Raw genomic sequence first — 26,084 nt, 5'->3', positions numbered from 1 at the left:
CGCCGAACCCGGACCGCGAGAGGCGCTGGGGGCGACGCCCTCGAACTTCGGGTCCGACTCCAAGCACACGTACCGGCCGACGGCTGAAATACCGACGGCAGAACACCCTGGGGGGTATTTCCATGCCTGCTGTCCGCGCCCGTCGCTCCCGCTCCACCGTCCTCACCGCCGCCACCCTCGGCGTGCTGCTGGCCACCGGCGCGGTGCTGTCCTCCCCGGCCGCGTACGCCGCCGAGGCACCGGCCGCCGCCACCGCCCCCGCCGCGTCGGCCGCCGAGGCCACGGCCGACAAGCCGTCGCTGAAGGTCAACGCGCCGGCGACGGTCGGCCGCGGCGGACAGCCGGTCGAGTTCACCGAGACCATCACGAACCCCGGCACCACCGAGGCCTCGTTCACGCTGAGGATCGGCACGAGCGGCACGAACTCCGTCTCGGCATACGCCATCAAGGTCGACTACCGCGACGCGGACGGCACCTGGAAGCCCGTCGCCGACACCGTCCCCGGCCTGACCGTCGCCGCCGGTGCCACCAGGACCGTCCAGCTGCGCCTCACCACCGAGCTCGCCGCCTACTGGTCCAACCAGGACTCGACCGTCACGCTCAGCTCCGCCGTCCTCGACGCGGCCGGCACCACCGTCCTCGCCGAGAGCACCGACCAGGTCGCGGCCAAGGCCATCACCGTGCAGGTCAAGGACGCGCCGACCACCGCCGTCGCCGGCGGCGCCCCGGTCGAGTTCGACGTCACCGTGAACAACCCCAGCGCCTCGCGCTACACCACCGTCGACAAGGTCGTGGAGGCGGACAAGCACAGCACGCTCCAGGTGCGGAAGGCCGACGGCAGCTGGGAGAACATCACCGGCACCACCAGCAGCCAGCCGGGCTCCGACCGGGTCACGTACCACCTCACCGACGACAGGACCATCGCCGCCGGCAGCAGCGACACCCGGCACGTCCGCTTCGCGTTCACCGCCGACGCCCCGCTCGGCACGGCCTACATCCACCCGTGGGCGATGCTCGACCAGGGCGCCGGGGCCATGCAGGCGATCGTCGGCCCCCAGTTCGTCGCGATCGACGTCACCGCCGCCCCGGTCACCGCCAAGCCGGCGCTGACCGTCCAGGAGCCGTCCTCGATCGGGTACGGCGGCGAGCCCGTCGAGTTCTCCGAGACCGTCACCAACCCGGGCACCGCCGAGGCCCCGTTCACCCTGAAGCTCAACGTGAGCAACGTGCACGCCCGGGTTCACGACGCGTTCGCCATCGAGTACCGCGACGCCGACGGCACCTGGAAGCCGGTCGAGCTGACCTTCAAGCAGAGCGACAGGACCTTCAACTTCAGCGGCAAGGTCACCGGCCTGACCGTCCCCGCCGGCGCCACCAAGACCTTCCAGCTGCGGCTCGCCGCCGTGGGGAACAACGACACGGGCGGCTACAGCCTGCCGACCAAGCTCTACTCCGCCGTCGTCGACCCGGCGGCCGAGGACACCGTGCTCGCCGAGGCCACCAAGGACGTCGCGGTGAAGTCCCTGGTCGTCCAGCTCAAGAACGCGCCGACCACCGCCGTCGCCGGCGGCGCCCCGGTCGAGTTCGACGTCACCGTCAACAACCCCAGCACCTCCCGGTTCGGCAAGCTCGCCACCATCCTGTGGATCGACCCGCACAGCGTCCTGGAGATGCAGAAGGCCGACGGCGCCTGGGAGACCGTGCCCGGCACCCCGGGCCCCCAGTCCGGCGGCCCCGCCCGCTACCTCATCAGCGACGACGCCCTCGCGGCAGGCGCGACCATCACCAAGCACGTCCGCCTCGCCTACACCGCCGAGGCCCAGGTCGGCCAGACCGCCGTCAGCCCGTTCGCCCACATCAACGAGGGCACCGCCCACGCCGCCATCGCGGGCCCGCAGGGCACCGCGATCCAGCTCACCGCCGCGACCGTCGACACCTCCGGCGCCGGCACCGGCCCCGTCATCCGGACCACCTACACCACCGGCACCGCCGACGAGACCGACACCACCGGCACCACGGGCACCACCGGCACCACCACCCAGCTGGCGGGCGGCGAGCTCGCCCACACCGGGTCGGACGGTGTCATCAAGACCGCGGCGGGCGCCGCCGCCCTGCTCGTCAGCGGCATCGGCGCGCTCTTCGTCGCGCGCCGCCGCCGCAGCGCCTGACCGCCCCCGTCCGAGCCCCGGCTCCCCGGCTTCGCCCGGCGGGCCGGGGCTCGGCGTTTCCCGGGAGAGCTCGGTGTTTTCCGGCAGAGCTCGGCGTTTTCCGGCAGACACGTCCCAGGAACGGATCAGGCAGTCTCCCGGCCCCGCTACGGCAGGGCGACCGCCCGCAGGTAGGCCTCGGCGAAGAGGTCGATGGACTCCTCCAGCGAGGGCAGTCCGGCGCCGAGCGCCGGTTCGAGGACCGGCCGCAGCAGGATGTGGTTGATCAGCGGGCCGAACAGCAGTTGGACCAGCACCGGGAGCGGCAGCGGACGCAGCCGTCCGGCCTCGATGTACGGCAGCAGCAGCCGGCCGAGGCCGTCGAACAGTCGCGGCAGGTGGGCCGCCATCATCCGGGAGGCGGGGCCGTCCGGTCGGGCGAACAGGTCGGCGAAGACCGCCGGCATGACCCGGGGCTGGCGGTCGAAGGCCGCGGCGAAGGCGCGGTGGAGCGCCCGGACGGTGTCCTCCAGGCGTTCCGGCGGGTTCGCGGCGAGCGCTTCCAGGTCCGGCAGCGGGCCGTACTGGAGGAAGACGGCGGTGAGCAGGCCGTCCCGGCCCTCGAAGACGGTGTGCAGGCTGGGCAGCGAGCACTCGGCGCGGTCCGCCACGGCGTCCAGGGTGACCCCGCCCAGGCCGCGTTCGGCCACCAGCCCGGCCGCCGCCGCGATCGCGCGCTCCCGTACCGGCGGCCGTCCGCCCGGGTCGACGCCCGCCTGCCGGACCGCCTCGTCCAGCGGTGCCCGGCAGCCGCCGAGCCTGCGCAGCAGGGTGCTGCGGGAGATGCCGGCCGTCGCGGCGATCGCCGTCAGCGGGACGTCCGCGACGTCCTGGCCCCGGTCCTTCGCCGCCGTGAGGGCGGCCGCCACCAGATCCTTCATGTGGAGCAGCATACTACTTGACACCTGAGACAGTTCCAGAGACTCTGTAAATGCAAGTTCCACACGGAAGGTGATCAACCGAGCACAGCAAGGGAGAGAGCCATGAGCGTCGTGATCTCCGGGGGCGGACCGGCCGGAATGATGTTGGGCCTGCTGCTGGCCCGGGCGGGTGTCGAGGTGACCGTGCTGGAGAAGCACGGGGACTTCCTGCGGGACTTCCGCGGCGACACCGTCCACGCCTCCACCGTGCGGCTGATGGACGAACTCGGCCTCGGCCGGAAGTTCGCCGCGCTGCCGCAGAGCCGGCTCGGCAACCTGGTGGTACCGGTGCCCGGCGTCGGCCAAGTCCCGCTGAGCGCCTACGACCGGCTGCCCGCGCCGTACAACTACATCGCGATGATGCCGCAGTGGGACCTGCTCAACTTCCTCGTCGAGGAAGCCCGGCAGGAGCCCACCTTCACCCTGCGGATGAACACCGAGGCCACCGGACTGATCCGGGAGCGCGGCCGGGTGGCCGGCGTGCGCTACCGCACCCGCGACGGCGAGCAGGGCGAGCTCCGCGCCGACCTCACCGTCGGCACCGACGGCCGGCACTCCACCCTGCGCAAGGCGGCCGGGCTGGTGGCCGAGGAGTACCCGGTGCCCTTCGACGTCTGGTGGTTCCGCCTGCCCCGGCACGCGGAGGAGCAGGCCGCGCCGCCCAGCCTCGTCGCCGGCTTCGGCGACGGCGAGCTGGCCCTCAGCATCGCCCGCGACAGCTACTTCCAGATCGCCTACTTCAAGCCGAAGGGCTCCGACCCGCAGCTGCGCGCCGAAGGCGTGGAGCGCTTCCGCGAGCGGATCGCCCGGCTGCTGCCCCAGTACGCCGACCGCGTCGACCAGTTGGCGGGCATGGACGACGTCCACATGCTCGACGCCCGGCTCAACCGGCTGGACCGCTGGTACACCGACGGGCTGCTGCTGATCGGCGACGCCGCCCACGCGATGTCCCCGGCCGGCGGGGTGGGCATCAACCTCGCCATCCAGGACGCCGTCGCGGCCGCCACCCTGCTCGCCGAGCCGCTGCTGCGCGGCCGCCCGACCACCGCCGCGCTCGCCCGGGTGCAACGGCGGCGCCAGATGCCGACGGTGGTCATCCAACGGCTGCAGCGGATCCTGCACGGCGTGATGTTCGTCCCGGCGCTCACCGGCCGGCGGTCCGGCCCGCCGATGGGATTCGCCGCGCTCGTCCGCCACGTCCCGGCGGTCCGGCTGGGCATCTCCCGCCTGATCGCCTTCGGCCCCCGCCCCGAGCACGCCCCGGACTTCGCCCGACGGCCCATGGCGTAGCCGCCGGCCGCACGGGCCGGCGACCGGCCGTTCGGGCGGGAGGCTTCCGGGGAAGGACCGAGGACATGACGATCCCTCACCGCTCGACCGGCACCGGCGACCACCACGTCCTGGTCCTGCACGACTGGTTCGGCACCAGCGCGGGCTGGGGCCCCTTCCTCGACTACCTCGACGGCAGGGCCTTCAGCTACGCGTTCCTCGACTACCGGGGCTACGGGGAACGCAAGGACGTCACCGGCTCCTACACGCTCGCCGAGATCGCCGCCGACGCGCTCGCCCTGGCCGACCAACTCGGCTGGGACCGCTTCTCGCTGATCGGCCACTCGATGGGCGGCAAGGCCGCGCAGCAGGTGCTGGCCGAGGCACCGCTGCGGGTGCGCAAGCTCGTCGGCCTGGCACCCGTCCCCGCCGGGGCCTACCCGCTGGACGCCGACGGCGAGGCGCTGTTCTACGGCGCCGCCGAGGACCGCGAGAAGCGGTACGCGATCCTCGACCTGGTCACCGGGCAGCGGGCGGGCCGGGTCTGGCTGGACCGCATGGTCGACCAGTCGCTCCGGCTCTCCACGCCCGAGGCCTTCGGCGGGTACGTGCGGGACTGGGCGACGGCCGACCTGGAACGCCGCATCAACGGGAACCCCGTCCCCGTCAAAGTGATCGTGGGCGCACACGACCTCGCCCTGACCGCCGACGTGATGCGCGGCACCTGGCTCGCCCACTACCCCAACGCCGAACTGGAGGAGCTCGACGGCAGCGGCCACTACCCGATGTACGAGACGCCGGTGGCACTGGCCACCTCGCTGGAGTCCTTCCTGCACAACTGACACCCGCCTTCACCCGACCGGGTGCGCTTCGCGGCGAGGGGCGGGGACCTGTAGCAGGCTCCTCCGCATGACTGACGATCCGTCAGTGCAGTCGCCTCGACCTCGCGGAGATCCCCATGGCCAACGTCCCGAAAGACCTCAAGTACACCAAGGACCACGAGTGGGTGCGGACCACCGGCAAGGACAAGGCCCGTGTGGGCATCACCGACTTCGCGCAGAAGCAGCTCGGTGACGTCGTCTTCGCCGACATCCCCACCATGGGGAAGCAGCTCGAATCCGGCGAAGCGTTCGGCACGGTGGAGTCCGTCAAGGCGGTGAGCGAGATCTTCATGCCGCTCACCGGAACGGTCACCGCGGTGAACGAGGGCCTGAACGACGAACCCGAGCTGATCAACACGGACCCGTACGGCGACGGCTGGATCATCGAACTCACCGTCGCCAAGCCCGACGAGCTGAAGCAGCTGCTCACGGCCGCCCAGTACGAGGCCTTCATCTCCAGCCGTTCGGAGTAGCCACCCCGGGCCGAGCGCACAGGAAGTCGGACTCGCCGACTTCCTGTGCGCAGCCGGCACCCGATCAGGTGACAGGGGCCAGGGCGAGTCCGCGGGCGGCGAGGAGAACGCCGCGGGCTCGGGCGGCGCCGGTACGGGCGGTGGCCGGGTCCGGGGCGACTCGCCGGGGGACGAGGCCGGCACAGGAGCGGCAGATGCCGGGGCGGGGCACCGGATCGCGGCACTCCGCGCATTCGGAGCGGGCAGGTGCGGCGACGGCGGGTTCACGCGGCGGTGGGAGCTTGCGCTGCAAGCGGTTGCGGAGCAGGCCGACCGGCGAGTGCAGGGGCCGCGGCAGGTCGGGGAGCAGGGCGTGGGCGAGGTCGGCGTCCGTGTGGCCCCTCGCCAGCCATTCGGCGACGAGGGGTGCGAGGGCGACGGCCTCGGCCTCGCCGAGGCGCAGGCGGGGCTCCCGGCGGATCACCCGGTGGAGTATGGCCACCGCCTCCCGGACGTGTGGATCGGTCTCGGTCAACGCGGCCGGGAGGGTGGGTACTTCTTCCGGGTTCTTTACGGGAGGGGCGTCAGAGGGGCCGGTATCAGGCTCACCGGGGGCCGGGGGTGGGTCACTCGGCGGCCCCGGGCGCTGAGGAGTGTCGTACACGTGCACCTCGGTCCGGATCGTGCCGTCGGGCATCCGGACCTTCTCGACCCGGTAATACCCGGCGTCCTTCAGCTCGTTGAGCGTCCGGCGGATCGTGCCACGCCCCTGCGGGCTGCTGTCGGCCATGCCCCTGCCGTCCTCACGCCAGCCGTCCGGACGGGAGAGGAGGTCCACGAGGAATCCTCGGGCGGTGTAGCTGAGGCAACGGTCCTGGAGGAGTCCGTTCGGAAGGACGGAGAAAAAGCGCGAGTGCGCGCTACGATGAATCTGCATGGGGAGGGTTTGCTCCTGGTGCCAGACCCCGGGGTGTTGGTAGCACCGCTGGGGTCTTCTCTTTTCTGCTTGCGCCACGGAACGTAACACGCCGGTAGCAGCTGGTGTTAACCGGATTGACGATCAATCAGCGCGCGAAGCACTCGGGGGCGCACGCGAGTTGGCGCGCGCCTGGTAGACGATGGCGCATGAACCGGAGACCCGCACGCATGGGGCGCCTCATGCTTCTCGCCTACGTTCGAGGCATGACAGAGAAGCGAGTTGACGACACGTCATCCGTGCTGGCGGTCGGCGTCCCCGGAGCGGTCGAGCAACACGTCGGACTGCAGCTCGCCGCCGCCGGGGTACGGGTGCGGACGCTGACGCGGCGGGCCCTGCTCGACCCGGCATCGCTGGAGGCGGCGGTCCAGGGGGCGGGCGCGGTGCTGCTGGGGTGGCCGTTCCCCACGGCGGACGAGGCGGCGGACGCGGTGGGGGTGCTGGCCCGGGAGGTCGGGCGGGTGGTGTTCCTCTCCTCGACGGCCGTCCGGGCCGAGGGCGAGGTGGAGGCGCTGCTCGCCGGGAGCGGGGTCCGGCACACGGTGCTGCGGGCGCACGGGTTCACCGCCGCGCTCCAGTGGGCGCAGGAGATCCGCTCCGGGGGCGCCGTGCAGGGCTACGGCGGCGCGGCCGGACTGAACCCGGTGGACGAGCGGGACATCGCGGCGGTCGCCGTCCGCGCCCTCACCGAGGACGGCCACGACGGCGCGCACTATCTGCTCACCGGCCCGGAGTGCCCCACCCAGGCGGAACAGGTGGACATCATCGGCGAGGCCGCCGGCCGCCCGGTGAAGTGGCAGGAGATCCCCCGCGAGGCGGCCCGCCGCCGCATGTCCGCCACCGGCCGGCCCGGGGCGGCCGTCGACAGCGCACTGGACTTCATCCACGCCCGCATCACCACCCCGAACCCGGCCACCACAACGGTCCAGGACCTCACCGGCCACCCACCCCGCAACTTCCGCACCTGGGCCACGGATCACGCGTCCCTGTTCCGTTAGGGCGCGCCCGGCCGGCGGCCGGGCCGCTCAGATCCCCAGGCCCCGGATGATCAGGTCCAGCAGGGCGAAGACGAACAGCGAGATGCCCACGAAGCCGTTGGTCTGGAAGAACGCCCGGTTCAGCTTGGAGAGGTCGTTCGGCTTGACGATGGTGTGCTCGTAGACGAACGCCCCCGCGACGACGACCAGGCCGACCCAGAACGCCGCACCGGCGTGGGTCAGGAGCGCGAACCACCCCAGCAGGAGCGTCGTGACGACGTGGCACACCCGTGCGCCCCAGATGGCCGCCGGGATGCCGAAGCGGGCCGGTACCGACCGCACCTTGCCGTGCCGGTCGGACTCGACGTCCTGGCAGGCGTAGATGAGGTCGAAGCCGCCGATCCACACGCCGACCGCGACGCCCAGTACGAGGGCGTCCCACGACCAGGTGCCGGTCACCGCGAGCCAGGCGCCGACCGGGCCCATGGCCTGGGCGAGGCCCAGGATGGCCTGCGGGAAGTCGGTGAAGCGCTTGCCGTACGGGTAGACCACCATCGGCACGACGGCGACCGGCGCGAGCGCCAGGCAGAGCGGGTTGAGCATCGCCGCCGCGCCGAGGAAGACGATCAGCGCCACGGCCGAGCCGGCGTACGCCGTCTTCAGCGACACCGCGCCCGTGACGAGTTCGCGCGAAGCCGTGCGCGGGTTCCGGGCGTCGATCTCGCGGTCGATGATCCGGTTGGCGGCCATGGCGAAGGTGCGCAGGCCGACCATGCAGACGGTGACGATGAACAGCTCGCCCCAGTGCACCCGCTCGTCGGCGAGGAACATGGCCGTCAGTGCGGCGGTGTAGGCGAAGGGCAGGGCGAAGACCGAGTGCTCGATCATCACCAGGCGCAGGAAGGCCTTCGTGCGCCCCGGGGTTTCGACGGCAGCCGTGCTCACAGCCCGTATTCCTTCCAGCGGCGGGACACCAGGGCGGCCGTGGCCGGGTCCGACTCGACCATCTCGGGCCACCCGCCGTCGCGGGTGTACCCCTCCTCGGGGAGCTTGCGGGTCGCGTCGATGCCGGCCTTGCCGCCCCAGAACTGCTGGTAGGAGGCGTGGTCGAGGTGGTCGACCGGGCCCTCGACGACGGTGAGGTCGCGGCTGTAGTCGACGTTGCCGAAGGCCCGCCAGGCGACCTCCTGGTAGTCGTGCACGTCGCAGTCGGAGTCCACCACGATGATCAGCTTGGTCAGCGACATCATGTGGGCGCCCCAGATGGCGTGCATCGTCTTCTGGGCGTGCTTGGGGTACTTCTTGTCGATCGAGACGATCACGCAGTTGTGGAAGCCGCCGGCCTCGGGCAGGTCGTAGTCGACGATGTCCGGGATGATGATCTTCAGCAGCGGCAGGAAGAACCGCTCGGTGAACTTGCCCAGCGGGCCGTCCTCGGTCGGCGGGCGGCCGACCACGATGGACTGGAGGATCGGGCGGCGGCGCATCGTCACGCAGTCGATCTTCAGCGCCGGGAACGGCTCCTGCGGGGTGTAGAAGCCGGTGTGGTCGCCGAACGGGCCCTCGGGGAGCATCTCGCCGGGCTCCAGCCAGCCCTCCAGCACCACCTCGGCGTCGGCCGGGACCTGGAGCGGGACGGTCTTGCAGTCGACCATCTTCACCCGCTCCCCGGCGACGAAGCCGGCGAACAGGTACTCGTCGATGTCGCCGGGCAGCGGCGCGGTGGCTGCGTAGGTCACAGCGGGCGGGCAGCCGAAGGCGATCGCGACCGGCAGCCGCTCGCCGCGCTTCGCGGCCACCGCGTAGTGGTTGCGGCTGTCCTTGTGGATCTGCCAGTGCATGCCGATGGTGCGGCGGTCGTGCCGCTGGAGCCGGTAGAGCCCGAGGTTGCGGATGCCGCTGTCCGGGTCCTTGGTGTGGGTGAGGCCCAGGTTGAAGAAGGAGCCGCCGTCCATCGGCCAGGTGAACAGGGCGGGCAGCTCGTCCAGGTTGACGTCGTCGCCGGTGAGCACGACCTCGTGGACCGGCGCGTCACCGGACTTCACGTGCCGGGGCGGCACGTGCGCCATCGAGGCGAGCTTGCCGAAGGCGTCCCGGAAGCCGGTGAAGCCCTGCGGCAGCTCGGGCTTGAGCAGGCCGGCGATCTTCTCCGCGATGTCGTCCGGGCCCTTGAGGCCGAGCGCCTTGGCGAGGCGCCGCTCGGTGCCGAAGACGTTCATCGCGAGCGGCATCGACGAGCCCTTGACGTTCTCGAAGAGCAGCGCGGGGCCCTTGGCCTTCTGGACCCGGTCGACGATCTCGCCGATCTCCAGGTGCGGGTCCACCTCTGCCTTGATGCGCTTGAGGTCGCCCTCACGGTCGAGTGCCCGCAGGAACGAGCGGAGATCGTCGTATGCCATGTCTGTCAGTATCCGCCACCGGATAGCCTGGCTCCGTCAAGGGCCCCGGGAAGGCACCCGCCCCGACCGCCCCGCAGGGAGATCGCCGCCGTGCTGAGAATTCTTCTGACCATCGTCCTTCCGCTCGCGCTCTGGGTGTGGGCGTTCATCGACTGCCTGACCACGCCCGAGGACCAGGTGAAGCACCTGCCCAAGCCGGTGTGGGTGCTCATCGTGCTGCTGTTCCCGCCGGTGGGCCCGATCGCCTGGCTGGTGGCCGGCAAGCAGCGCGGCCTCCTGCGGACCGGGGCTCCCAACGACGCCGACGGTCGTCCGGGGCAGCCGGTCCGGCGCGACGGCCGCCCGCTCGCACCGGACGACGACCCCGAATTCCTCGCTTCGTTGAAGAGGAGCGACAACGATCACGAGGACATGCTGAAGCGGTGGGAGGCCGATTTGCGCCGCCGCGAGCAGGAGCTGCGGGGCGAGGACGAGCCCGAGGACGGCCGAAAGAGCTGATCGGAGCCACTGGGGGGATCCCCCGGACAGCCCACCCGGACGGCACCGGGTGGGCTGTGGTGTTTTTGGCGCTTCCCTACGACTCGGCGCCCTCTAGCACGGATCCGCACCGGTGCCCGACCGGACTTGAGCGGGGCTTGAGCAAGGCGCAAGAGGGCCGCCCTACATTACTGAACGAGGGCCCTGACCTGCACTTTTCTTCATGTTCAGATCATCGGGCCATCACCTGACCGACAGCCCCCGGTATTCGAACGGACACCCAGCGCTCCGGCTTCGACACCACCGCTTCTGTGCAGGCCTGACATCTAAACGGACCTGACCTTGTACGGAATCGACGCCGAAACCAACGCACGGCCCCTCGTACAGTCATAAGTGAAGAAAGTGATTCGCAGCCGGGGGCACAGCAGACGTTGGCTGTCGGACAGTTCCCTCACCCTTGGAGTGGTTCGAGATGACGGTTGTGCATGAGGCGCCAGTCGACGGCGAGGTCCCCGAGGTCGCGGCCGACGCCCGCGGGCGGGTCGCCGAGCTGCACGAACTGCGCGAGAAGGTGCGGCGCGGCCCCAGCGAGAAGGCCACCGAGGCCCAGCACGCGAAGGGCAAGCTGACCGCCCGCGAGCGCATCGACCTGCTGCTGGACGAGGGCTCCTTCCGCGAGGTCGAGCCGCTGCGCCGGCACCGCGCCCAGGGCTTCGGCCTGGAGGCGAAGAAGCCGCACACCGACGGCGTGATCGTCGGCTGGGGCACCGTGCACGGGCGGACCGTCTTCACCTACGCGCACGACTTCCGGATCTTCGGCGGTGCGCTGGGCGAGGCCCACGCGCAGAAGATCCACAAGATCATGGACATGGCCATCGCGGCCGGAGCGCCCCTGGTCTCGCTCAACGACGGCGCCGGCGCCCGCATCCAGGAGGGCGTCACCGCCCTCGCCGGCTACGGCGGCATCTTCCAGCGCAACACCAAGGCCTCCGGCGTCATCCCGCAGATCTCCGTCATGCTCGGCCCCTGCGCCGGCGGCGCCGCCTACTCCCCCGCGCTGACCGACTTCGTCTTCATGGTCCGCGAGACCTCCCAGATGTTCATCACCGGACCCGACGTCGTCCAGGCCGTCACCGGCGAGAAGATCAGCCAGAACGGCCTCGGCGGCGCCGACGTCCACGCCGGCGTCTCCGGCGTCTCCCACTTCGTCTACGACGACGAGCAGTCCTGCATCGAGGAAGTCCGCTACCTCCTCTCCCTGCTCCCCCAGAACAACCGCGAGATGCCGCCCCCCGCCGTCAACGACGACCCCGTCGAGCGCCGCAACGACACCCTCCTCGACCTCGTCCCCGCCGACGGCAACCGCCCCTACGACATGCGCAAGGTCATCGAGGAGATCGTCGACCACGGCGAATACCTCGAAGTCCACGAACGCTGGGCCACCAACGTCCTGTGCGTCCTGGCCCGCATCGACGGCCACGTCACCGGCATCATCGCCAACCAGCCCCAGTCCCTCGCCGGCGTCCTCGACATCAACGCCAGCGAGAAGGCCGCCCGCTTCGTCCAGATGTGCGACGCCTTCAACATCCCCCTCGTCACCATGCTCGACGTCCCCGGCTTCCTGCCCGGCGTCGACCAGGAGCACGACGGCATCATCCGCCACGGCGCCAAGCTCCTCTACGCCTACTGCAACGCCACCGTGCCCCGCATCCAGCTCATCCTGCGCAAGGCCTACGGCGGCGCCTACATCGTCATGGACTCCCGCTCCATCGGCGCCGACCTCTCCTACGCCTGGCCCACCAACGAGATCGCCGTCATGGGCGCCGAAGGCGCCGCCAACGTCATCTTCCGCCGCGACATCAACGCCGCCGAAGACCCCGACGCCATGCGCGCCCAGAAGATCAAGGAATACAAGAACGAACTGATGCACCCGTACTACGCGGCCGAACGCGGCCTCGTCGACGACGTCATCGACCCCGCCGAGACCCGCCAGGTGATCGCCTCCGCCCTGGCCATGCTCCGCACCAAGCACGCCGACCTGCCCAGCCGCAAGCACGGCAACCCGCCGATGTAACGCCCGCGCCCACGCGCGGCCCGCAGCACGCAGTTCCGAGCGACCACCACACACCACAAGCCACCGGGGGAGAAAACCAGACCATGACTGCTTCCGCCGAACCCCTCGTCCGTATCGTCCGCGGCTCGCTCTCCGACGAGGAGCTGGCCGCCCTCACCGCCGTGCTGATGGCCCGGGCGGCCGTCGCGCAGCAGGCCGCCGCGACCGCGCAGGTCGAGCCGATCGCCAACTGGCAGCGCCTGGAGCGCCGCCCGGCCTACTACTCGCCGGTCAGCTGGCAGCAGGCCGCCTGACGGCCCGGAACCTCCCGCGACGGCCGGTCACCCCACCCGGGTGGCCGGCCTTCCGGCCTTCCGGCCTTCCCGGCGGCCTGGGGCACCGGTCCCGGCCGCCCCGACCACCGGGTGTCCGCTCCGCCCCGGCGCGGCTCGGTAGAATACCTACTGGACGGTATGCGGCCCGCCGCCCCGTCGGCCCCCATAGGATCGGCCGCTGCCGATGGACCAGAACTATCCAGGGAGGCTGCGATGGCCAGGCAGGCCCGCGCGCTGGCGACCCGCCAGACGGTACTCCTCGCGGCGGCCGAGGTGTTCGACGAGCGGGGCTACGCCGCCGCCACGATGTCCGAGATCCTGGACCGGGCCGGTGTCACCAAGGGCGCGCTGTACTTCCACTTCCACTCGAAGGAAGAGCTGGCGCTCGCCGTCATCGAGGGGCAGGGCGCCTGGCTGGGCACCTGGCAGCCGTCCTCGGACAGCCCGGTGCAGACCCTGATCGACCTCGGGTACGCCTTCGCCCACGCCCTCCAGGACGACCCGCTGGTGCGCGGCAGCATCCGGCTGACGATCGAGCACGGCAGCTTCACCCAGCCGCAGATCGCCGCCTACCAGGGCTGGTCCGACGTGGCCCGCGGGCTGCTGGAACGCGCCCGGGACGCCGGGGACCTCCACCCGGGGATCGACCTGGCGGCCGCCGCCGGGGTGATCACCGGGGCCGTCACCGGGATCCAGCTGAGCTCCCAGGTGCTGACCGACCGGCGGGACCTGATCCAGCGGATGTCCGACCTGTGGACGCTGGTGCTGCCCGGCCTGGTCCAGCCGCACGCGCTCGCCCGGCTGAGCGTCGCCGAGCGCGTGCCCTCCTAGGGCGCCTCCCGGGGCGCTTCCCGGGGCGCTTCTCGGGGCACCTCCCGGACGTCTCCCAGGGCGCTTGCCCGGGCTCCCCGCCCAGGGCCGCTCAGAGCCGGTAGCCGGCGCAGTGCTCCACCGCAACCAGGGCCGGCAGCGCGGCCGCCCAGAGCCGGCCGACGGCCTCCGGACCGGGCCGGTCGGCCTCCTCGGCGGCGAGCAGCACCTGGCCGGCCGCCATCGTCGTCAGCAGTTCGGCGGCGGCCCGGCGGTCCAGCCCGGGGCGCAGCTCGCCGGCCTCGGCGGCGCGGTCCAGCAGCCGGTGGACGACGGCGGTGAGGCTGCGCCAGGCGGCGTCCGTGCCGGGCGGGCCGTCCGGGGTGTCGGCCCGGGACGGACCCTGGCGGCCGAGCCGGACACCGGCCCGGACCATCACGTCCTCGCGCAGCAGCCGGGCGAGTTCGTGCGAGAAGTCGATCAGGCCCTGGAGGGCCGGTCCGCCGGAGCGCAGGGCGCGCAGCGCGGCCGAGCCGATCTCGCGCCCGGCGGCGGCGCGCACGCCGTCGGCGAGGGCCTGCTTGGAGACGAAGTGGAAGTAGAGGGCGCCCTTGCTCACCCCGGCCCGGCGGCTGATGTCGACCAGGCTGGCGGCTTCGAAGCCCACGCCGGCGAACGTGTCCGCCGCGGCGAGCAGCACGGCACGCCTGGTCCGCCCCGCGCGTTCCTGCTTGACCACTGGGCCCCTCCGGACTCGGCCGGACGCGTTTCCCCCCGCCCGCCCCGCTGCTGTCAGCGCGCCGCCGTTGGGGGCGACGCCTCGCATGCGGACGGCGCCGACCGAAACCGCATGGTTGGTATCTAATCTAGCTCCTTCGCGGACCCCGCCGTCCAGTGGGGAGCACCCCCGCCCCGGGCCTGCCGCCCCCCGGGCGGCCATTACCCCAGTCCAGGGTAGGGGTAGCGTGGTCGCGTCGGGCTGCGCGGCAGGGGCCACCCCAGACGCAGAAGAGAAACCGGGTGGTCTGTATGTTTTATCTCAGGCGACCGTACCGGCCGCTCGACCGTCACCCTGGAGTAGGGCCCGTCATGCCATTGATCGTAGAGCCGGACGCCCACGGTCCGTACGCCCACCCCGGTCCCGGCTACGACTTCCACGAGCGGACCGTCTCCCGCCACCTGGTGCACCGCACCTCGGTGTCCGAGGTGTTCCTCACCGGCTGGCAGGCCACCGGTCCGTACGACTTCCTGCTCGGCGCCCAGTGGCCCCGGCTGCACGCCTTCTACCGCCTGCCCGGGGACCGCTTCCACGACCCGGTGCTGATGGCCGAGACCATCCGGCAGGCCGGGCTGCTGGTCGGCCACGCCGGTTTCGGGGTGCCGCGCGGCCACCACTTCGTCATGGAGGACCTCTCCTATGCGCTCGGCCCGGACGGGCTGCGCGGCCTGGCCGTCACCACCGGGCCGGCCTCGCTGATGCTCGCGGTCGGCTGCGAGGACGTCCGGATGCGGCACGGCCGGCTGGTCTCGCTGCGGGTGCACATCGACATATCCCGGGACGGCCACCCGATCGGCCACGGCTCCGGCCAGTTGCGGGTCGTCTCCCCCGCCTCCTACGCCCGGCTGCGCGGCCCCGAGCGGCGGGCCGCCGCCCTGCCCCGGCCGCCCGCGCCCACCGCGCCCGAGCTGGTCGGCCGCGCACAGCCCACGGACGTCGTGCTCAGCCCCACCCTGCGGCCCGACACCTGGCTGCTGCGCACCGACGCCGGGCACCCGGTGCTGTTCGACCACGAGCTGGACCACGTGCCCGGGATGCTGGTGCTGGAGGCCGCCCGGCAGGCCGCCCAGCGGCTGCGCCACCCCGAACCGGTGGTACCGGTCGAGCTGGTGACGTCCTTCGACCGCTACATCGAGCTGGACCGGCCCTGCCTCGTCCAGGCGGTCCACGAGCAGGCGCCGGACGGCCGCCGGCTGCCCGTCCGGGTGCTGCTGGTCCAGGACGGGCGGACGGCGGCCGACTGCCGGCTGCTCACCGAACCGATCGACGGGCCCGCCGACGGATCGGCGGACAGGCCGGCGGACAGACGGGGTGACAGACCGGGCGACAGACCGGCCGAGCCGCCGACGGTGCCCGCCCGGCGGGAGGCCTTCGACGACCGCCCCGCCGGCCAGGGCATCGGCAGCCCCCGGCTGCCGCTGGCCAGTTGAACGGCCTCCCCTGAGCACCCCTTGAGCGCCCCTTGAACACCCCCTGAGTACCCCCTTGGCCGCCCGCTAGGCGGCGACCAGTGCCGACGGCCGACCCGCGTGCATCACGCTGAGGTTGGTGGCCAGCCGGACCGGGTCCTGGGCCAGCCAGAGCCGCAGCGCCGCGCCCAGCATCGCGCTGGCCGACTCGATCCGGACCTCGGTGACCTGCGCGATCCGCGCCGCGCCGGGCACCAGCAGGTCGGCCAGCGGGGTCGGCAGCCAGACCGTCAGCGCGCACGGCGCCGGCGCCGTCAGAGCGCCCAGCAGGCGGTAGGCGTCCCCCGGCGAGCTGAGCGTGGGGATGATGTCCAGCAGGCCGTCGGCCACCACCTCGGACACGTCGCTGCGGTGTCCCTGGGCGAGCCGGCGGAGCAACGTGCGCTCGGCGGCGGTGATTCGGACGGTCAGCATGACCTCGTCGCACTCCATTGCGCGATTTCCTCCTCGTTCCTCCCCGTGCCGGCCGGCGGCCGGCACGAACTACCCCTGTCGCACCTCGGCCCGGCTACCTTCTGCGGAGAGCCGGGCCGGTGGGTGACTGTGTGCCCCGGTCAGATCCCCGCGTAGGAGTGCTTGCCGGTGACGAAGATGTTCACGCCGTAGTAGTTGAAGAGCCAGCAGGCGAAGGCCGCCAGCGCCAGGTAGGCCGCCTTGCGGCCCTTCCAGCCGGCCGTCGCGCGGGCGTGCAGGTAGCAGGCGTAGGCGACCCAGGTGATGAACGACCAGGTCTCCTTCGGGTCCCACTCCCAGTACTTGCCCCAGGCCGCCTCGGCCCAGATCGCGCCCGCGATGATGGTGAAGGTCCAGAGCGGGAAGACCAGGGCGTTGATCCGGTAGGACAGCTTGTCGAAGGTGGACGCGGCGGGCAGCCGGCGCCAGACCGACGCCGGGGTGCCCAGCGGGCCGGTGGTCAGGCCGGCCGCGATCCGCTTGTCGAAGGAGTCCTTGCCGAGGTACAGCAGCGTGGCGATGAACGCCGCGTAGAAGGCGCCGCCGCAGAAGATCGCGGTCGAGACGTGGATCGCCAGCCACGGCGAGTGCAGCGCCGGGACGAGCTGCTCGGAGTCGGTGTAGAGCACCGTGGTGGCGATGCCGAGGGTCAGCAGCCCCGCGAGCACGACCGGCAGGCCGAGCCAGCGGACGTTCTTCTTCGAGGCCAGCAGCACCAGGTACGCCGCCGTCATGGCGAAGGCGAAGGCGCAGGAGAACTCGTACATGTTGCCCCACGGCCAGCGGGAGACCGAGAGGCCGCGGGTGACGATGCCGCCGGCGTGCAGCAGGGCGCCCAGCACGGTGAGCGAGACCGCGATCCGGCCGGCCAGGTCGGCCCGGGTGCTGTTGCCGGCCGCGCCCGGGCCGTCCTCCTCGTCCGCGCCGCGCCCGCTGGTGACCACCGTCGCGCCCTCGCCCGCCAGGGCGGTGCGGGTGAGCGTGGTGGTGCCGCCGCCGGCCCCCGCCACGGTGACGGTGACCTTCTTCGCGCCCTTGGTCCCGGCGACGGTCTCGGACAGGCTGCCCGACTGCTCCGTCGAGCGGACGGCGACGGCGCCCTTGCTGCCGAAGGTCCACTCGATCATGTGGGCGAACATGGCGAGTGTGTAGACCACCATCGCCGAATAGATCAGCTTGTTGGAGAGGTCGGCCAGCTGTGGGTCGACCCCCGAGGCGAGATGCACCGTCTACTCCTTGGAGTTCTGGTCGGCAGGGACTGCGGGGTCCTCGGGCGCGGGGCCTTCGGCTGTGGGGCCTTCGGGTGCGGCGTCGTCCTCGTCCTCCGACGCCGGGGCGTCGTCCTGGAGGTCCACCGCGAGTTCGGCCAGCTCCTCGGCGATCTTCGCCGACTCACTGCGGGCCAGGCCGGCCAGCTCCACCTGGGTGCCGCCGCCCGGCAGGGCGACCGCGCGCACCCAGATCCGGCGGCGCTGCACGAACAGCGAGCCGATCAGGCCGAGGATCGCCAGCACCGCACCGGTCAGGGCGATCGTGTTGCCCGGGCGGTGCGAGACGTTGAAGCTGGCCCACTGCTTGTAGCCCTCGAAGGTGACGCTGCCGTAGCCGTCCGGCAGGTCCCAGGCCTGGCCGGGCTTGAGCCGGGCCTTGGCGGGCTGGCCGTCCTGGGTCAGCTGGGTCAGCTTGCGGGTGTTGAGCTGGTAGATGTTCTGCGGCAGGCCGGAGTCGGTGCCCAGGTCGCCCGCGAAGGCGTTCAGCACCAGCTCGGGGGCGGCGTCGCCGGGGAAGAGCGAGATCGGGCCGGTGCCCTCGAAGCTCAGCGGCGCGGTCGGCAGGAAGTAGCCGGAGAAGCCCATCTGGGTCGAGCTGCCGTCCGGTCCGACGCCGTAGTCGGAGACCTTCACGACACCGGTCGAGGTCAGGTTGCCGTCCTGCGGCAGGAACGGCACGGAACCCCGGTAGACGACGTCGCCCTTGCCGTTCTTGACGGTGATGACCGGGGCGTAGCCGTGGCCGATCAGGAAAACCTTGCTGCCGCCGATCTCCAGCGGGTGGTTGACCTCGATCGTGCCCTGCTTGAGCTTCGAGGTGTCCTCGCCCGCCGTGTACTCGACGTTCGCGGTGAACTGCCGGGCGGCGCCGATCTGGTCGCCCTTGTCCTGGAACTTGGCGGTGAAGCCGTTCAGCTTCAGGTAGAAGGGGTCGAGGTCCTCGGTGCCGTAGAACCGCGTGCCGTTGAAGTCGTCGAGCTGGGTGATGGTGTTGGAGTAGCCCTCGCCCTCGACCATCAGCTTGCCGCCGGTGCCGGACGCCAGGCTGGCCCAGGCGAAGCCGCCGAGCAGCGCGAACAGCGACATGTGGAAGAGCAGGTTGCCGACCTCGCGCAGGTAGCCCTTCTCGGCGGCCACCGAGCCGCCGGCCAGGTTGGTGCGGAACCGGCGCTTGCGCAGCAGCCGGTGGGCGGCGGCGTTCACCGCGTCGGCGTCCGCCTCGGTGCGCCAGGCCGCGTAGACCGGCATCCGGGTCAGGTTGCGCGGCGCGATCGGCGGCTGGGCCCGCAGCACGCCGACGAACTGCCAGGTGCGCGGGACGATGCAGCCGGCCAGCGAGACGAACAGCAGGATGTAGATCGCGGAGAACCAGACCGAGCTGTAGACGTCGAACAGCTGGAGCTTCTCGTAGATCGGCGCGACCGCGGTGTGGTGCGTCTTCCACGCCTCGACCTTGAGCAGGCCCTGGCCGTTCTGGTACTGCGGGATCAGCGAGCCCGGGATGGCGGCCAGCGACAGCAGGAAGAGCAGGATCAGCGCGACCCGCATCGAGGTCAGCTGGCGCCACATCCAGCGCGCCCAGCCCAGGACCCCTATGCCGGTCGGGCCCTCGGACTCGACCGGCGCGGTGCTGAGCCGCTCGGCGGCCGCGTCGTCCGGCGCCAGGGGCAGCTCGGCCTCGGTCGTGGTCTTGCTCACGGTCAGATTCCGATCGAGAAGTCGGCGGTCCAGGACTGCAGTTCACTCATCGTCGAGTCCCAGATCCCGGTGACGAGCAGCAGACCGACCGCGACGAGCATGCCGCCGCCGATCCGCATGACGAGCGGGTAGTGCCGCTTGACCCAGCCGAAGGCACCCAGTGCCCGGCGGAAGGCGAGCGCGGCCACGATGAACGGTACGCCCAGGCCGAGGCAGTAGAAGGTCATCAGCAGGGCGCCGCGCTCCGCGTCGGCCTGGTTCAGGGCCAGGTTCTGGACGGTCGCCAGGGTCGGGCCGATGCAGGGCGTCCAGCCGACGCCGAACACCATGCCGAGCAGCGGGGCGCCCCACAGGCCGACCGCCGGGCGGCGGTGGGAGCGCACCTCGCGCATGCTCAGGCCGGGGACGAGGCCCATGAAGGCGAGGCCCATCACGATGGTCAGCGCGCCGAGCACGATCGAGATGACCCGCTTGTGCGCCTGGAGGGTGTCGCCGAACTGGCCGAACAGCGCCCCGCCCGAGACGAACACCGCGGTGAAGCCGAGGATGAACAGCGTCGCCCCGAGCAGCATCCGGCCGCGCCGGGCACCGCGGGCGTCCGCGAGGTCGGCGGCGGAGAAGCCGGTCACGTACGACAGGTAGCCGGGGACGAGCGGCAGCACGCAGGGCGAGAAGAACGAGACCAGCCCGGCGGCCAGCGCGATCGGCGCGGCCACCAGCAGTGCCCCGCTCTGGAGGGTCCCGGTGTTGTCGGCGAGTTGTAGCGGCAGGCTCACTGCTTCTGCTCCGCGACCACCGGCTGGAGGATCGACTCCAGCGCGTCCTGGGTCGTGCCGCCGACGGCGCGGGCGGCCAGCTTGCCGTCGCGGTCGACGATCAGGGTGGTCGGGAGCGACTGCAGGCTGAGGCTGCCCTTGGGGAACTTGAGCAGCTGGGTGCCGGCCGGGTCGAAGATGCTCGGGTAGGTGACGCCCTGCTCCTGCTCGAAGCGGACGGCGTTGGTCTTGTCGCTGTCCCGGGTGTTGACGCCGAGGAACTGGACGCCCTGGTCCTTGTACTTCTCCGAGACGGCCTGGAGGCTCTTCGCCTCGGCCCGGCACGGCCCGCACCAGGAGCCCCAGACGTTCAGCACCACGACCTTGCCGTGGTAGTCCGAGAGCTTGGTCTGGCTGCCGTCCAGGGTCTCCCCGGAGATGTCGGGGGCGCTCCCGCGCTTGCCGGTGTCCACCTTCGACAGGTTGGTCCCCTTGACGGTGACGAAGCCGACCTGGCCTTCGCCGCTGCCCGACGAGCCCGAGGAGGAACAGCCGGTGAGGACGAGCGCAGCGGCGGCGACAGTGGCGGCGGCTGCGGCGACACGGGGACGGGGGCGCGCCATGGCAGACATGTGAAAAGTTTCGCATGGAGTTCCGGGCAGGTTCGCCGGGGTCCTCCCTAGCGCGTCGCACCCCCTCTGACCTGTGACGGAGTCGGGCCGCCAGGCTCTCGCCGGGCGGCCCGATCCCATATTTACGCGGGGTTTACCAACGGCCCCGCAGGCTCACGCGCCGAAGCTCTTGCCCACCGGCTTGTCCTTGCCGCCCTTGCCGATCAGGTGCGCGGGCAGCAGGTCGCGGGCCGGCTCGCGGTAGCCGACCGAGACGATCTTGTCGCCCTCGAAGGTGAAGCTGGTCAGCGAGGCCAGCGAGCACTGCCGGCGGCGCGGGTCGTGCCAGAGCCGGCGGCGCTCGACGAAGGAGCGGACGATCCAGATCGGCAGCTGGTGGCTGACGCAGACCGCCTCGTGCCCGCGCGCGGCGTCCCGGGCGGCGCCGAGCGCGCCCATCATCCGCACCACCTGGTCGAGGTAGGGCTCGCCCCAGGAGGGCTTGAACGGGTTGGTGAGGTACTTCCAGTAGCCCGGGTTCCGCAGCGAGCCGTCGCCGACGCCGAAGGTCTTGCCCTCGAAGATGTTGTCCGCCTCGATCAGCCGCTCGTCCGCCGCGACGTCCAGGCCGTGCGCCTTGGCGATCGGCCCGGCGGTCTCCTGGGCCCGCTCCAGCGGGGACGCCACCACGTGGGTGATGTCCCGGCCGGCCAGGTCCTCGGCGACCCGCTCGGCCATCTCCCGGCCCAGCTCGGACAGCCGGTAGCCCGGCAGGCGCCCGTACAGGATGCCCTCCGGGTTGTGCACCTCACCGTGCCGCATCAGATGGACGACGGTGATCTCTTTGGCGCTCACTTCTCAGTACTCCTGGGGCTCGCAGGGATGGATCGGGGCCTAGACCGTGGCCGCGGCGGCAGCGCGGGCGGCGGCCGGAAGGGCGGCGGCGATCCGCTCGATCGCCCGCTCGTCGTGGGCCGCCGAGACGAACCAGGACTCGAAGGCGGACGGCGGCAGGTAGACGCCCTCGGCGAGCATCGCGTGGAAGAAGGCGGTGAAACGGTACGCCTCCTGGGTCTTGGCCTCGTCGTAGTTGGTGACGGCGGCCTCGGTGAAGAACACCGAGAACATGTTCCCGGCGGTCTGCAGCCGGTGCGTCACGCCCTCCTTGGTGAGCGCCTGCGACACCAGGCCGGAGATCTCGGCGGCGACCTTGTCCACCGTCGCGTACACCTCGTCGGTGCAGCCGCGCAGTTGGGCCAGGCCGGCCGCGGTGGCGATCGGGTTACCGGACAGGGTGCCCGCCTGGTAGACCGGGCCGGCCGGGGCCAGGTGGGCCATCACGTCGGCGCGCCCGCCGAAGGCCGCGGCCGGGAAGCCGCCGCCCATGACCTTGCCGAAGGTCAGCAGGTCCGGCGCCCAGCCCTCGTTCGCCGCCTCCAGGCCGTACCAGCCGGCCTTGGAGACGCGGAAGCCGGTCATCACCTCGTCCGAGACGAACAGCGCGCCGTTCGTCCGGCAGAGCCGGGCCAGGCCCGCGTTGAAGCCGGGCAGCGGCGGGACGACGCCCATGTTGCCGGGCGAGGCCTCGGTGATCACGCAGGCGATCTCGCCCGGGTGGGCGGCGAAGGCCTGCTCGACGGCGGCCAGGTCGTTGTAGGGCAGCACGATGGTGTCGCCGGCCTGGGCGCCGGTGACGCCCGGGGTGTCCGGCAGGCCGAAGGTGGCCACGCCCGAACCGGCGGCGGCCAGCAGGGCGTCCACGTGGCCGTGGTAGCAGCCGGCGAACTTCACCACCTTCGCGCGCCCGGTGAAGCCGCGGGCCAGCCGGATCGCGGACATGGTGGCCTCGGTGCCGGAGGAGACCAGGCGGACCTGCTCGACCGGGGCGACCCGGCCGACGATCTCCTCGGCCAGCTCGACCTCGCCCTGGCCGGGCGTGCCGAAGGAGGTGCCGCGGATGACCGCCTGCTGGACGGCGTCGATCACCGCGGGGTACGCGTGGCCGAGGATCATCGGGCCCCACGAGCACACCAGGTCGACGTACTCGCGGCCGTCGGCGTCGGTGAGGTAGGGGCCGGTGCCGGACACCATGAAGCGCGGCGTGCCGCCGACCGCGCGGAAGGCGCGCACCGGGGAGTTGACGCCGCCGGGCGTCACGACGGAGGCGCGGTCGAACAGCGACTGGGACTGGGGGGCTTCGTAGGGGTAGCTCACGGGAGACATGGTCTCAAATCGTGTCCTTGAGCTCTGCATGTCGGACCCGATCATCTGGAACGATGATCCGGGCACCGTTGTCTGTACGGTTGTCCGTACAGACGGGGCCGCTGACTGCTCCGGAGCACGGACCAGTCAGACTGTGCACTCAGAGTGCGCAAGTGTTCCGGTTGTGTGCAGGGGTGTGGAGAGGACTGCCGCGTACCGCGAGTGGGTACGGCGGCGCATGACGGGTAAGGAGCACGTCCGGAGGGACGCCGGACGTGCGGGGGTCTGTCGATTCCGGCGAATTCCGGTGAGGATGGTCCGAGTGTCCGAGGCGCAGGACGGCTACGACGAGGCTGCGGGGGGCTCCCGCAGGCCCGCCGAAACCGCACGCGGGGGTAAGGGAGCGGGCACGGGTCGTGGCCGCCGCGGCGGCGAGAGGCGGGGTGAGGGACGCGTGGGGGTGACGTACAAGTACTTCGGCGCACCGGATCGCGCCACCGCCGCCAGAGTCCCCACCGCCCTCGGACCCGGCGGGCTCGGCCTGGACGCCGGCGAACTCGGTTCGCTCGGGCGGCTCGGCGACCTGATGGAGACCAGCGGCTCCCCCAACGGCCACCTCTCCACCAAGATCAAGCCGGAGACCATGAGCGCCATGGTCCTCACCGGCATCCAGGGCGTCCCGCTGCACCAGGTCCCGCCGCTGGAACTCGTCGTGCTGCACCCCGACTACGCCGTCGTCCAACTCCCGCAGAACGTCGTCGAACCGCTCCGCAAGGCCGACGAGACCGAACTCGGCGCCGCCGCCTTCATCTGGTCCACCGTCCCCGACCGGCGCGGACCGCGCGACGCCTTCGTGATCTACAGCATGCTGCACGAGTGGCAGGACTTCGCCAACCGGCTGCACGAGGCCGGGCACCAGCTGTACTGCCTGGTCTGGCCGTAGGACTTCCCGGGGCCCTTCACCCCGCCCGTCGAACGGCGGCCGGGGCGAAGGGATGTGACTCCGCCTCAGTTCGTCCGGGCGCGGCGCGCCCGCCGTACCGCCCGTTCGCTCTCCACCGGCTCCGCCAGCGGCCCGTCCACCAGGCGCGTCAACGCCGACACGAACACGTCCCGCTCCGGGCCGGGCAGTGACTCCAGCACCTCCCGGTGCACCCGGTCGGCGATCGCGGTGCCCCGCTCGACGGCGCGCTCGCCCGCCTCGGTGACGGAGATGATCCTGGCCCGGCGGTCGGTCGCGGACGGGCGGCGCTCGGCCAGGCCCGCCTTCTCCAGCTCGTCCACGGTGACCACCATGGTGGTCTTGTCCAGGTCCGACAGCTCGGCCAGCTGGATCTGGGTGCGCTCGGTCTCCTGCGCGTGGAACAGCACGGAGTACGCGCGGGGGGTGATCCCGAGCTCGGTGAAGGCGGCCGCCATCCGGGTCGCCAGCACGTGGCTCGCGTGGTCCAGCAGGCCGGAGATGTCACGGATCTGGCGCACGGGCGGGGTCGTCGTCATACGTCCGAGATTAGCAACGGCCCGTCCGCTGCCGGATGATCCCGTTGGCAACCAACCCCGGGTCTACGGGATGCCCAACTCGAACAGCGCATACCCCGCGTACCAGCCCGCCGCCACCACGGGCATCGCGAGCAGGCCGACCAGCGAGGACGTCCGCACCCGGCGCAGCGCCACCGCCAGACCGATGAACAGCGGGAAGGCCGGCAGCAGGTAGCGCGAGATGTTGCCGAAGATCTGGTTGCTGCTCAGCGCGGTGGCGATGGTGAGCACCGTGTAGACCACCAGCACCAGCGGCGGCCGGGTGCGCCACAGCAGCACCAGTAGTCCGGGCAGGGCCATCAGCAGGGCGATCGCGATCAGGTCCGGGACGGGGTTGGACTGCCAGAAGTTCCAGTGCCCGGTGATCACGTCCATGATCGTGCGGACCGTGGAGGCGCCGCCGTCGAAGTAGCGGTTCCAGGCGCCCCGCTGGAGCTTGAAGTAGCCGCCCCAGTCGCCCATCCGGTAGCCGACCCAGACGACGTACCCGATCAGGCCCCACGGGGTGATCAGCATCGCGGTCAGCGGCCGGGCCACCCCGTCGGTGCGCCGGATCAGCGCCACCAGCGCGGCGATCGACACCGCGGCGATCAGTGCGGCGGCGGTCGGCCGGTTGAGGCCCGCCACCAGCGCCAGCACGCCGGCCGTCAGCCAGTGGCGGGTCATCACGCAGTAGCAGGCCCAGGCGGACAGCGCGACGAACAGCGAGTCCGAGTAGACCGCCCACTCCACCCCCGAACCCGGGAACAGGCCCCAGATCACCGCGGCGATCACGCCCGCCCGGAAGCCGCCGAGCCGCTCCGCGATCGCGAAGATCCCCGCCGCCGCGACGAGCGAGGCGATCACCGAGACGGCGATCCCGGAGCCGTACGGGCCGAGCCCGGTGACCGCGCCGACCAGCCGCATCAGCCACGGGTAGAGCGGGAAGAAGGCGGCCGAGTTCTCGTAGTAGGAGGCCAGCGGCCAGCCGTGCATCGGGAGCAGCTGCGGGTCGTAGCCGTTCTCGGCGATCCGCTGGTACCAGACGCCGTCCCAGGTGCCCAGCACGTCCCACGGCTGGGCGCCGCCGCCGCGGCCCGGGTTCTTCTTGAGGTAGTCCCCGGTGTGCGACAGCAGCAGCATGAAGACCGTGAGGCCGATGGCCTTGACCACCGCGTACGCCCCGAGCGCGGGCGCGAAGCGGTCCACCAGGGCGCCGAACCGCCTGGGCCGCCGGGCCGCCCGCTCCTCGGAGCGCTCCGCGGGCCGCTCCGTCTCCGGCGCCGCGGGCGCGCCGGGCTCGGTGCTGGACGACTCGGTGCTCGATGCCGTGCTCATCTGCTCTGGGTACTCCCCGCCACGCTGGTGGTCCGCGCGGCTACGGCGCAGCGATTTCAGGTGAGCCTACGGCACACCCCCACCTGCCCCGCGAACGCCCGCCCGCCCCGAAAACCCCGTGGCGGCGCCCCCCCCCCCGGGGGGGGGGGGGGGGCGGCGGGGGGGGGGGGGGCCGCCCGGGGGGGTGGGGGATGCGGGGGTTGGGGGGTGGCCCGGGGGGGCGGCGGCGCCCGGG

General features: G+C 71.9%; 25 protein-coding genes. 11 read left to right on the top strand and 14 right to left on the bottom strand.

Translation table 11 applies throughout. From position 1 onward, the window contains the following. Positions 1-122: 122 nt before the first annotated feature. A complete protein-coding gene (locus ACFWPI_RS28435) occupies positions 123-2,168 on the top strand; it encodes a hypothetical protein (RefSeq protein ID WP_380375459.1) in 2,046 nt (681 codons plus the stop codon). Positions 2,169-2,314: 146 nt separating this feature from the next. On the opposite strand, the gene ACFWPI_RS28430 is transcribed toward ACFWPI_RS28435, so the two are convergent. Then, positions 2,315-3,088, bottom strand: a complete 774-nt coding sequence (locus ACFWPI_RS28430) for a TetR/AcrR family transcriptional regulator (RefSeq protein WP_063351314.1) — start codon at positions 3,086-3,088, stop codon at positions 2,315-2,317. A 102-nt stretch (positions 3,089-3,190) separates the two neighbouring features. Here ACFWPI_RS28430 and ACFWPI_RS28425 point away from each other — a divergent pair, with 102 nt between their 5' ends. The 3 genes from ACFWPI_RS28425 (at position 3,191) to gcvH (ending at position 5,750) form a co-directional block, all read left to right on the top strand. Continuing rightward, on the top strand, positions 3,191-4,417 hold the full coding sequence (locus tag ACFWPI_RS28425; protein WP_380375460.1) for an FAD-dependent oxidoreductase: 1,227 nt from the start codon (positions 3,191-3,193) through the stop codon (positions 4,415-4,417). A gap of 65 nt (positions 4,418-4,482) precedes the next feature. Beyond that, positions 4,483-5,238, top strand: coding sequence for an alpha/beta fold hydrolase (locus ACFWPI_RS28420; protein WP_380338149.1), 756 nt, complete (start codon positions 4,483-4,485; stop codon positions 5,236-5,238). 116 nt (positions 5,239-5,354) lie between these two features. Further along, complete coding sequence (gene gcvH, locus ACFWPI_RS28415) at positions 5,355-5,750, top strand: glycine cleavage system protein GcvH (RefSeq protein ID WP_063348884.1); 396 nt, start codon at positions 5,355-5,357, stop codon at positions 5,748-5,750. A gap of 64 nt (positions 5,751-5,814) precedes the next feature. On the opposite strand, the gene ACFWPI_RS28410 is transcribed toward gcvH, so the two are convergent. Continuing rightward, the gene (locus tag ACFWPI_RS28410) at positions 5,815-6,666 is read right to left on the bottom strand and encodes a hypothetical protein (protein WP_380425123.1); all 852 of its coding nucleotides are present in this window, start codon (positions 6,664-6,666) and stop codon (positions 5,815-5,817) included. Between the two features lie 245 nt (positions 6,667-6,911). Between ACFWPI_RS28410 and ACFWPI_RS28405 the strand changes: the two genes are divergently transcribed. Then, positions 6,912-7,703 carry a hypothetical protein gene (locus ACFWPI_RS28405; RefSeq protein WP_380375464.1) on the top strand — a complete coding sequence of 264 codons (792 nt, stop codon included), beginning with the start codon at positions 6,912-6,914 and terminating at the stop codon, positions 7,701-7,703. A gap of 27 nt (positions 7,704-7,730) precedes the next feature. Here the strand turns inward: ACFWPI_RS28405 and mqnP are convergent, their stop codons facing one another. Further along, entirely contained in the window at positions 7,731-8,636 is a 906-nt protein-coding gene (gene mqnP / locus ACFWPI_RS28400) for a menaquinone biosynthesis prenyltransferase MqnP (protein ID WP_380375486.1), read from the bottom strand. Further along, entirely contained in the window at positions 8,624-10,081 is a 1,458-nt protein-coding gene (locus ACFWPI_RS28395; protein ID WP_063348882.1) for a menaquinone biosynthesis decarboxylase, read from the bottom strand. The genes mqnP and ACFWPI_RS28395 overlap by 13 nt, the downstream gene beginning before the upstream one ends. A gap of 90 nt (positions 10,082-10,171) precedes the next feature. On the opposite strand from ACFWPI_RS28395, the gene ACFWPI_RS28390 reads away from it, so the two are divergent. The 4 genes from ACFWPI_RS28390 to ACFWPI_RS28375 all read left to right on the top strand — a co-directional run bounded on the left by ACFWPI_RS28390 (position 10,172) and on the right by ACFWPI_RS28375 (position 13,777). Then, positions 10,172-10,579 carry a PLD nuclease N-terminal domain-containing protein gene (locus ACFWPI_RS28390; RefSeq protein ID WP_380375466.1) on the top strand — a complete coding sequence of 136 codons (408 nt, stop codon included), beginning with the start codon at positions 10,172-10,174 and terminating at the stop codon, positions 10,577-10,579. A 451-nt stretch (positions 10,580-11,030) separates the two neighbouring features. Then, on the top strand, positions 11,031-12,632 hold the full coding sequence (locus tag ACFWPI_RS28385) for an acyl-CoA carboxylase subunit beta (RefSeq protein ID WP_380375468.1): 1,602 nt from the start codon (positions 11,031-11,033) through the stop codon (positions 12,630-12,632). Positions 12,633-12,715: 83 nt separating this feature from the next. Next, positions 12,716-12,925, top strand: coding sequence for an acyl-CoA carboxylase subunit epsilon (locus tag ACFWPI_RS28380; RefSeq protein WP_063348879.1), 210 nt, complete (start codon positions 12,716-12,718; stop codon positions 12,923-12,925). 234 nt (positions 12,926-13,159) lie between these two features. Then, positions 13,160-13,777 carry a ScbR family autoregulator-binding transcription factor gene (locus ACFWPI_RS28375; RefSeq protein ID WP_063348878.1) on the top strand — a complete coding sequence of 206 codons (618 nt, stop codon included), beginning with the start codon at positions 13,160-13,162 and terminating at the stop codon, positions 13,775-13,777. A 91-nt stretch (positions 13,778-13,868) separates the two neighbouring features. Here the strand turns inward: ACFWPI_RS28375 and ACFWPI_RS28370 are convergent, their stop codons facing one another. Further along, positions 13,869-14,495, bottom strand: coding sequence for a ScbR family autoregulator-binding transcription factor (locus ACFWPI_RS28370; protein ID WP_380375469.1), 627 nt, complete (start codon positions 14,493-14,495; stop codon positions 13,869-13,871). A gap of 350 nt (positions 14,496-14,845) precedes the next feature. Between ACFWPI_RS28370 and ACFWPI_RS28365 the strand changes: the two genes are divergently transcribed. Further along, positions 14,846-15,964 (top strand): ScbA/BarX family gamma-butyrolactone biosynthesis protein, encoded by a 1,119-nt coding sequence (locus ACFWPI_RS28365; RefSeq protein ID WP_380375471.1) that lies wholly within the window; start codon positions 14,846-14,848, stop codon positions 15,962-15,964. A 66-nt stretch (positions 15,965-16,030) separates the two neighbouring features. On the opposite strand, the gene ACFWPI_RS28360 is transcribed toward ACFWPI_RS28365, so the two are convergent. From ACFWPI_RS28360 to hemL, 7 genes are all read right to left on the bottom strand, one after another. Further along, on the bottom strand, positions 16,031-16,417 hold the full coding sequence (locus ACFWPI_RS28360) for a hypothetical protein (protein ID WP_380338130.1): 387 nt from the start codon (positions 16,415-16,417) through the stop codon (positions 16,031-16,033). A 140-nt stretch (positions 16,418-16,557) separates the two neighbouring features. Continuing rightward, entirely contained in the window at positions 16,558-17,682 is a 1,125-nt protein-coding gene (ccsB, locus tag ACFWPI_RS28355; RefSeq protein WP_063348874.1) for a c-type cytochrome biogenesis protein CcsB, read from the bottom strand. 3 nt (positions 17,683-17,685) lie between these two features. Then, a complete protein-coding gene (locus tag ACFWPI_RS28350; RefSeq protein WP_380375474.1) occupies positions 17,686-19,425 on the bottom strand; it encodes a cytochrome c biogenesis protein ResB in 1,740 nt (579 codons plus the stop codon). Positions 19,426-19,427: 2 nt separating this feature from the next. Then, positions 19,428-20,201 (bottom strand): cytochrome c biogenesis CcdA family protein, encoded by a 774-nt coding sequence (locus tag ACFWPI_RS28345; protein ID WP_063348873.1) that lies wholly within the window; start codon positions 20,199-20,201, stop codon positions 19,428-19,430. Then, positions 20,198-20,803 carry a TlpA disulfide reductase family protein gene (locus ACFWPI_RS28340; RefSeq protein ID WP_244293435.1) on the bottom strand — a complete coding sequence of 202 codons (606 nt, stop codon included), beginning with the start codon at positions 20,801-20,803 and terminating at the stop codon, positions 20,198-20,200. Before ACFWPI_RS28340 ends, ACFWPI_RS28345 begins: the two co-directional genes overlap by 4 nt. A gap of 162 nt (positions 20,804-20,965) precedes the next feature. After that, a complete protein-coding gene (locus ACFWPI_RS28335; protein WP_079136296.1) occupies positions 20,966-21,613 on the bottom strand; it encodes a histidine phosphatase family protein in 648 nt (215 codons plus the stop codon). Between the two features lie 72 nt (positions 21,614-21,685). Then, on the bottom strand, positions 21,686-23,014 hold the full coding sequence (gene hemL, locus ACFWPI_RS28330) for a glutamate-1-semialdehyde 2,1-aminomutase (RefSeq protein ID WP_380375476.1): 1,329 nt from the start codon (positions 23,012-23,014) through the stop codon (positions 21,686-21,688). A gap of 292 nt (positions 23,015-23,306) precedes the next feature. Between hemL and ACFWPI_RS28325 the strand changes: the two genes are divergently transcribed. Next, positions 23,307-23,936: a hypothetical protein gene (locus tag ACFWPI_RS28325; protein ID WP_371518320.1), complete on the top strand. Its 630-nt coding sequence runs from the start codon at positions 23,307-23,309 to the stop codon at positions 23,934-23,936. Positions 23,937-24,001: 65 nt separating this feature from the next. Here the strand turns inward: ACFWPI_RS28325 and ACFWPI_RS28320 are convergent, their stop codons facing one another. Further along, positions 24,002-24,493, bottom strand: a complete 492-nt coding sequence (locus tag ACFWPI_RS28320) for a MarR family winged helix-turn-helix transcriptional regulator (RefSeq protein ID WP_063348868.1) — start codon at positions 24,491-24,493, stop codon at positions 24,002-24,004. A gap of 63 nt (positions 24,494-24,556) precedes the next feature. Next, positions 24,557-25,849, bottom strand: coding sequence for a glycosyltransferase family 39 protein (locus ACFWPI_RS28315; RefSeq protein ID WP_380375478.1), 1,293 nt, complete (start codon positions 25,847-25,849; stop codon positions 24,557-24,559). Positions 25,850-26,084: the final 235 nt, after the last annotated feature.

The organism is Kitasatospora sp. NPDC058492, assembly GCF_042720685.1.
Lineage (GTDB): Bacteria > Actinomycetota > Actinomycetes > Streptomycetales > Streptomycetaceae > Kitasatospora.
The sequence above is the reverse complement of the archived record's forward strand: the minus strand, read 5'-3'. Positions and strand labels throughout refer to the sequence as shown.

What these genes read in the sequence shown, in the direction of transcription:
- ACFWPI_RS28315 (WP_380375478.1), bottom strand. Translation starts at nt 25,849, where the DNA reads ATGAGCACGGCATCGAGCACCGAGTCGTCCAGCACCGAGCCCGGCGCG.
- ACFWPI_RS28335 (WP_079136296.1), bottom strand. Translation starts at nt 21,613, where the DNA reads ATGCGGCACGGTGAGGTGCACAACCCGGAGGGCATCCTGTACGGGCGC.
- ACFWPI_RS28420 (WP_380338149.1), top strand. Translation starts at nt 4,483, where the DNA reads ATGACGATCCCTCACCGCTCGACCGGCACCGGCGACCACCACGTCCTG.
- ACFWPI_RS28360 (WP_380338130.1), bottom strand. Translation starts at nt 16,417, where the DNA reads ATGCTGACCGTCCGAATCACCGCCGCCGAGCGCACGTTGCTCCGCCGG.
- hemL (WP_380375476.1), bottom strand. Translation starts at nt 23,014, where the DNA reads ATGTCTCCCGTGAGCTACCCCTACGAAGCCCCCCAGTCCCAGTCGCTG.
- ACFWPI_RS28405 (WP_380375464.1), top strand. Translation starts at nt 6,912, where the DNA reads ATGACAGAGAAGCGAGTTGACGACACGTCATCCGTGCTGGCGGTCGGC.
- gcvH (WP_063348884.1), top strand. Translation starts at nt 5,355, where the DNA reads ATGGCCAACGTCCCGAAAGACCTCAAGTACACCAAGGACCACGAGTGG.
- ACFWPI_RS28425 (WP_380375460.1), top strand. Translation starts at nt 3,191, where the DNA reads ATGAGCGTCGTGATCTCCGGGGGCGGACCGGCCGGAATGATGTTGGGC.
- ACFWPI_RS28365 (WP_380375471.1), top strand. Translation starts at nt 14,846, where the DNA reads ATGCCATTGATCGTAGAGCCGGACGCCCACGGTCCGTACGCCCACCCC.
- ACFWPI_RS28435 (WP_380375459.1), top strand. Translation starts at nt 123, where the DNA reads ATGCCTGCTGTCCGCGCCCGTCGCTCCCGCTCCACCGTCCTCACCGCC.
- ACFWPI_RS28375 (WP_063348878.1), top strand. Translation starts at nt 13,160, where the DNA reads ATGGCCAGGCAGGCCCGCGCGCTGGCGACCCGCCAGACGGTACTCCTC.
- ACFWPI_RS28410 (WP_380425123.1), bottom strand. Translation starts at nt 6,666, where the DNA reads ATGCAGATTCATCGTAGCGCGCACTCGCGCTTTTTCTCCGTCCTTCCG.
- ACFWPI_RS28430 (WP_063351314.1), bottom strand. Translation starts at nt 3,088, where the DNA reads ATGAAGGATCTGGTGGCGGCCGCCCTCACGGCGGCGAAGGACCGGGGC.
- ACFWPI_RS28380 (WP_063348879.1), top strand. Translation starts at nt 12,716, where the DNA reads ATGACTGCTTCCGCCGAACCCCTCGTCCGTATCGTCCGCGGCTCGCTC.
- ACFWPI_RS28320 (WP_063348868.1), bottom strand. Translation starts at nt 24,493, where the DNA reads ATGACGACGACCCCGCCCGTGCGCCAGATCCGTGACATCTCCGGCCTG.
- ACFWPI_RS28340 (WP_244293435.1), bottom strand. Translation starts at nt 20,803, where the DNA reads ATGGCGCGCCCCCGTCCCCGTGTCGCCGCAGCCGCCGCCACTGTCGCC.
- ACFWPI_RS28385 (WP_380375468.1), top strand. Translation starts at nt 11,031, where the DNA reads ATGACGGTTGTGCATGAGGCGCCAGTCGACGGCGAGGTCCCCGAGGTC.
- ACFWPI_RS28325 (WP_371518320.1), top strand. Translation starts at nt 23,307, where the DNA reads ATGGTCCGAGTGTCCGAGGCGCAGGACGGCTACGACGAGGCTGCGGGG.
- ACFWPI_RS28395 (WP_063348882.1), bottom strand. Translation starts at nt 10,081, where the DNA reads ATGGCATACGACGATCTCCGCTCGTTCCTGCGGGCACTCGACCGTGAG.